The organism is Methyloceanibacter marginalis, from assembly GCF_001723295.1.
In the GTDB taxonomy this organism is placed as follows: domain Bacteria; phylum Pseudomonadota; class Alphaproteobacteria; order Rhizobiales; family Methyloligellaceae; genus Methyloceanibacter; species Methyloceanibacter marginalis.
In genome coordinates this window covers 1-2,332 of sequence record NZ_LPWD01000274.1, presented here as the reverse complement: position 1 = coordinate 2,332, position 2,332 = coordinate 1, and the positions used below count along the sequence as shown (strand labels likewise).

General features: G+C 63.4%; 2 protein-coding genes and 1 pseudogene. 2 read left to right on the top strand and 1 reads right to left on the bottom strand.

Annotated elements, in window-relative coordinates; all coding sequences use genetic code 11:
* A partial coding sequence (locus AUC71_RS19525) for a hypothetical protein (protein ID WP_158007795.1) occupies positions 1-244 on the top strand: 244 nt, incomplete at its 5' end.
* A 12-nt stretch (positions 245-256) separates the two neighbouring features.
* Here AUC71_RS19525 and AUC71_RS10525 read toward each other — a convergent pair.
* Positions 257-1,333, bottom strand: a complete 1,077-nt coding sequence (locus AUC71_RS10525) for a fatty acid desaturase family protein (RefSeq protein ID WP_069624227.1) — start codon at positions 1,331-1,333, stop codon at positions 257-259.
* A 119-nt stretch (positions 1,334-1,452) separates the two neighbouring features.
* Between AUC71_RS10525 and AUC71_RS10520 the strand changes: the two are divergent.
* Positions 1,453-2,332, top strand: a pseudogene (locus tag AUC71_RS10520) (phytoene desaturase family protein); the annotation flags it as partial.

The following is a 2,332-nucleotide window of genomic DNA, read 5'->3' as shown; positions in this document are numbered from 1 at the left end:
CGCGACCGTGGCCAAATACGCGGCCGCCTTTGGCGTGGATTTGGAGCGCATCGGCTTCGACAAGCATCACATCTGCCGCCTCGTGCGCGCCGGCCGCGCGCTGCATGAGCAAAGTCACTCCGGCGTGCGGAAGCGTCTGCTGCAATATGGGTTGTGCCGGCCCGCCGACCTGACCTGCAAGGCCCGCGTCAAAGCCGAAATCTTCAGGCTGTACGAATTGCCGGCGCAGTGCCCGCAAGTCTGACCCGAGCGCTGCCTAGCGGGCGCTTTCCTGGGCCAACTGGGTGCCGGGCGAAGACTGCCGCCGGACGCATTCGCTGAGCGACGTCAGAACGGAGTGACGTATCACGGCGTGCTCGCGAAAACCCTGACGTTCCATCAGGGCCTGATGCAACTCGGGTAGCCGGTAAAACGGCACGCTCGGATACCAGTGATGTTCCAGGTGGTAGCCCACATTGCAGGGCAGGATGAAGATCCGCTCGAGCCACGTCGGGATCGTGCTACGCGTGATGGAATATTCTTCCTCATCGCTCTCCACCGCGCTGTGCTCGCAGATCAGGCGCATATATTGCGCCGCGAGGTGCCAAGTGCAGAACGGCACGATCCAATAAAGCAGAAACGCGGACCACAGACTGAAATACGTCAGCGCCGCGATCGTCACGGCATAGAAGCTGAACCGTGCTGCACGCATCCACCCCGGCGAGGGAATGAGTGTCGAGCCGACCAGACCGCGCACAATCCAGAATAGACCGGTGAGAAACGCCGCGCGGCGCAGCAGCACCAGTGCGAGCCCGAGCCGCGTTTTCGGAAACTGCCAATCCGGTGCGAGTTCGCCCGCCGCGTCGTGCGTGTACCAGATGTGGCGGTTCCCGTCGTCTGGCAGGTTCGTGTACTGGTGATGCGTGCCGTGGAACTTGCGGAAGCCTTCGACCGAGGCGAAGGTCGGCCACATCATGAAAATATTGGCGAACAGGTCGTTCTGCCAACGCGTCTTCAGCGTGCGGAAGTGCGAGGCGTCGTGGCCGAGGATCAGCAGCGCATGCTGGCGCGCGCCGATGAACATGACCGCGAGCACATAAAGTATTGGGTGCCAGAAATATGTGCACAGGGCGATGGCCCCGGCGATCCCCGCCCATTCGGCCAGAGTCGCAACCACCGCCTTCTCGGGCTGGAGCTGCGACAACTCCTTGATCCTGGCCGCGGGCAGCCGCTCGGGCACCATACGCGCTGTGTTGTGCGGATGGTTGACGACCGGATTCTTGGAGACGTCCTCCGCCGGGATTTCCTCCCGAAGGAAGGCCACCATGCGCCGTAACTTCGCTACGTCGGGCATCGCTCAGCCATAGCCTCTCCCTGTGTCGATTCCTGGGCAGACAACGCCGCTCGAAGTGACGAAGACCGCCGGCTGGCCTATACAGGCGGTCCTTGAACGAGATTCATACGGGCCGCGCCGTGTCAGCCTCTCCCACAAAGGAATATGATGTCCTGATCCTCGGCGGCGGGCACAACGGGCTCGTCTGCGCCGCCTATCTCGCCCGCGCCGGCCTCAAGGTTAAGGTCCTGGAGCGTCGCCCTATTGTCGGAGGCGCCGCGGTCACGGAGGAGTTCCATCCCGGCTTCCGCAACTCGATCGCCTCCTACACGGTGAGCCTGCTCAACCCGAAAATTATCGCCGATCTCGAACTGCACCGGCATGGGCTGAAGATCCTCGAACGGCCGCTGATGAACTTCCTGCCGCTCCCCGACGGCGGCTATCTGTTGACGGGCGACGGGCGCACCAAATCCGAGATCGCTAAGTTCAGCCAGCGCGACGCCGACCGCTACGATGCTTATGGCGCCAAGCTCGAGGAGATCGCGGACGTTTTGCGCGATCTCGTTCTGCGGGCTCCCCCGAACGTGGTCGAAGGTTTCGGCTTGCGCGGGCTTCGCGAACTCGGCCGCGCGGTGGCGCTCGGCAACGACCTCCGTCATCTCGATTTGGAGCAGCAGCGCCTCCTCCTCGATCTCTTCACCAAGCCGGCGGCCGATGTCTTGGACGAATGGTTCGAGAGCGCGCCGCTGAAAGCGTTGCTCGGTTTCGATTCCATCGTCGGCAACTACGCGAGCCCCTACGATCCCGGCACCGCCTATGTGCTGCTGCATCACGCCTTCGGCGAGGTGAACGGCAAGAAGCGCGTGGGGCCACGCCGTCGGCGGCATGGGCGCGATCACGCAAGCCATGGCCAAGGACGCGGCCGAACATGGCGTGGACATCCAGACGAACGCGGAGGTCGCCGAAGTTCTCGTCGAGAAAGGCCGCGCGACAGGCGTCGTGCTCAAAGACGGCAGCGTC